This is a genomic window from Protofrankia sp. Cj5, from assembly GCF_917627405.1.
In the GTDB taxonomy this organism is placed as follows: domain Bacteria; phylum Actinomycetota; class Actinomycetes; order Frankiales; family Frankiaceae; genus Protofrankia.
Window position 1 is genome coordinate 1 of record NZ_CAKJTO010000213.1, and the last position, 2,531, is coordinate 2,531.

Annotated in this window: 3 protein-coding genes and 1 pseudogene; 2 read left to right on the plus strand and 2 right to left on the minus strand. The window is 71.8% G+C overall.

Translation table 11 applies throughout. The annotated features are described in order from the left end of the window. Together MJ777_RS22660 and MJ777_RS22665 are read right to left on the minus strand one after the other, a co-directional pair. Positions 1–736: ketopantoate reductase family protein (locus MJ777_RS22660; RefSeq protein WP_305039439.1), on the minus strand; the 736-nt coding region annotated here is incomplete at its 3' end. 51 nt (positions 737–787) lie between these two features. Continuing rightward, complete coding sequence (locus MJ777_RS22665; protein WP_239377743.1) at positions 788–1,012, minus strand: type II toxin-antitoxin system Phd/YefM family antitoxin; 225 nt, start codon at positions 1,010–1,012, stop codon at positions 788–790. 116 nt (positions 1,013–1,128) lie between these two features. Between MJ777_RS22665 and MJ777_RS22670 the strand changes: the two genes are divergently transcribed. Both MJ777_RS22670 and MJ777_RS22675 read left to right on the plus strand, forming a co-directional pair. Next, positions 1,129–2,109, plus strand: a complete 981-nt coding sequence (locus MJ777_RS22670) for a TIR domain-containing protein (protein WP_239377744.1) — start codon at positions 1,129–1,131, stop codon at positions 2,107–2,109. 163 nt (positions 2,110–2,272) lie between these two features. Then, positions 2,273–2,531: pseudogene (locus MJ777_RS22675) on the plus strand (hypothetical protein); the annotation flags it as partial.

The window sequence follows — 2,531 nt, forward strand, 5'->3', positions numbered from 1 at the left end:
CCGCCTTCACGTCGACGGCCTCGATCCGCGCCGCGGCCAAGACCTCCCGCGCCTCGTCCACCAGCGCCGCCGCCACCGTGTCCCGCAGTTCGCTGGGAGCATAGAGCGCATCGAGGTTGTAGGCCAGGTTGTCGAGCAGCTTGCCGGCCTTCCAACGGTCGATGTCCCCGACCACCGTGACGGCGAACGAGCCCCGGCGCAGGTCGGCCGCGATCCGCTCCACGGCGGGGTCGCTGCCACGCGGCGCGCGGCCAAGGTAGAAGGCGCCGACGAGCGGCGCGCCCGGGGACACGACCTCCCCGGGCCGCAGATGCGAGGACGGGCTGAGAACAACCGCGTCGACCACCGTGGCGAACCGCCGCAGCGCCGTCCGGACGTTCTCGAGCCCGTTCTGCAGCAACAGGATCGGCAGCACCTCCGCGGCCGTGCGCACCGCGCCGGGCACATCCACCGGGCGCCACGCCCACTGCTGTAACAGCGCTTCGGAGTCCTGCGACTTGGTGGCGAGCACCAGGATGTCGTCCGCGTGCAGGTCGACCTCGTCCGGCCCTCCCACGACGTCGAGCGGGAGCCACCGGTCGGAGTCCGGCCGGATGTAGCGCAGGCCCTGGGATCGCAGCACCTCGAGGTTCGCGCCCCTGGCTACCAGGACCACCCGGGTTCCAGCCCCGGTAAGCTGCGCGGCGACGGTCGCGCCCACAGCGCCCGCTCCGATGACGATATATCTGGCGCTGATGGCGCTACCGTCCTTCCCTTATCCCCACGAGGGGCTCGTGCAAAGGCTCGCTCACGCGGTCCGCTGGCCCCGCCGCCGGGACGCGGCCACCACTTCTTCAGTGGTGTAGACCTCGCCGCCCGCGACCTGCTCGCGCGTCTCCCGGATCGCTGCCACCATGTCGGTGTCGGCCAGAATCGCCAGTGTCTCGTGCGGGCTCTCCCGCTCCTCCGCTGAGACCACGACCGCCGCGGGACGGCCGTTGCGGGTCACGGTGACCTGGTCATGCCTGGTCATGCCTGGTCACCAGTTCAGACAGCCGCGTCTTCACTTCGGCGAGCGGTAGCGTCTCCATGGTCGGAATTGTAGTCCAGCGTACGATCTCCGTGGCTGGCCGCAGTGTGGGGGTGCGCGTGATCGACGATGCCGACGCCGACGGTGCCGACGACGGTGCCGACGCGGAACGTCCGCCGAGGGTGTTCATCTCCTACGCCCACACGTCCGACGCGCACGCCGAGGCCGTCCGGGAGCTGTACTGGTTTCTGCGCTCGCGCGGGATCGACGCGAAGTGCGACCTGCCAGCCTCCCAGCGGCGGCAGGACTGGACGGTGTGGATGGAGCGGGAGATCCGCGCGGCCGACGTCATCCTGGTGATCGCCTCGGCCGCCTACCGGCGCCGGGCCGGCGGGGATGCCGCCGCCGACGACGGTCGCGGTGTGCAGTGGGAGGCCGGCCAGATCCGCGAGGTCATCTACCTCGACCAGCCCGCGGGCCTGCTCCGCGTCCTGCCGGTCGTTCTCCCGGACGCGACCGCCAACGACATCCCCGACTTCCTCCGCCCCTACTCGACCACCCACTACCGGGTGGACGAGATCTCCGACACCGGGCTTGAGGCGCTCCTGCGGGCCCTGCTCGGCCAGCCGCTGGAGCTCGAACCGGTGCTCGGGAACCGCCCGCCGCTGCCCGCACGCCCCGGGCCGTCCGCCCCGCGGGGTGAAGGCCGTCCCAGCCCGGGGGCGCTTGCGGTAGCGGTCGAGGAAGTAGCCATGGAGGAGGAAGCAGTGGCGACGACGCGCGCGTCCGGACCCGGTGGGGACATCCCGTTGAGCCGGGACGACCGGGAAGCACTGCTGACCGCCCTGGCGGAGAATTTCACCACCGACATGGCGGCCGAGCGGGTACTGAGGCGCATCGACTATCCGCGGTCGCGCCGGCCCGGCTTCGCGAACGCCGTTTCCGAGCAGATCTGGAACATGATCCTCATCGACCTGGAGAACGGCGCGGTCGCGACACCGTACCGGGGGCTGCTGACCTCCACCCTGCACGCTCAGCCCCACAACACGGTATTCCGCTCCCTCGCGCGGCGGTACGGCCTCGACCCCGGCGGGCGCTGACGGCCGGGCCGTCCAGAAGTGAGCACGTGAACGACCGCTGCCGCGACCGTTTGTTCCCTCAGCTTCATGACCGGAAGCGGGTTCGGGGCCCGAGGAGCAGCGGGCTCACTCGCCGGGTTACGCTGATCGTCGCAGGGCGGCGCCGGCAGGTGACGGGGGCGGTGTGGACGAGCAGCGGGGGAACCGGTCTACGACCCAGGTGAGCGCCGCCGTCCCGCCCGTCGACGGTGCCTTGCGCGCCTGGGCGGTGGCGCACGCCCGCAGCGTGGGCCACACCGGTGGCCCTGGGGGGGTTCCGCCTCGGCCCGCCGGTGCACCGCCAGCCGTGCCGGCTACCCGGTGGGAGGAGCCGTGGACGCCGGGTGATGTTGTTGTCGCCGAACCGCCGGCCACCCTCACCGGCCACACCGGCCCGGTCTTCT

What these genes read in the sequence shown, in the direction of transcription:
- MJ777_RS22665 (WP_239377743.1), bottom strand. Translation starts at nt 1,012, where the DNA reads ATGACCAGGCATGACCAGGTCACCGTGACCCGCAACGGCCGTCCCGCG.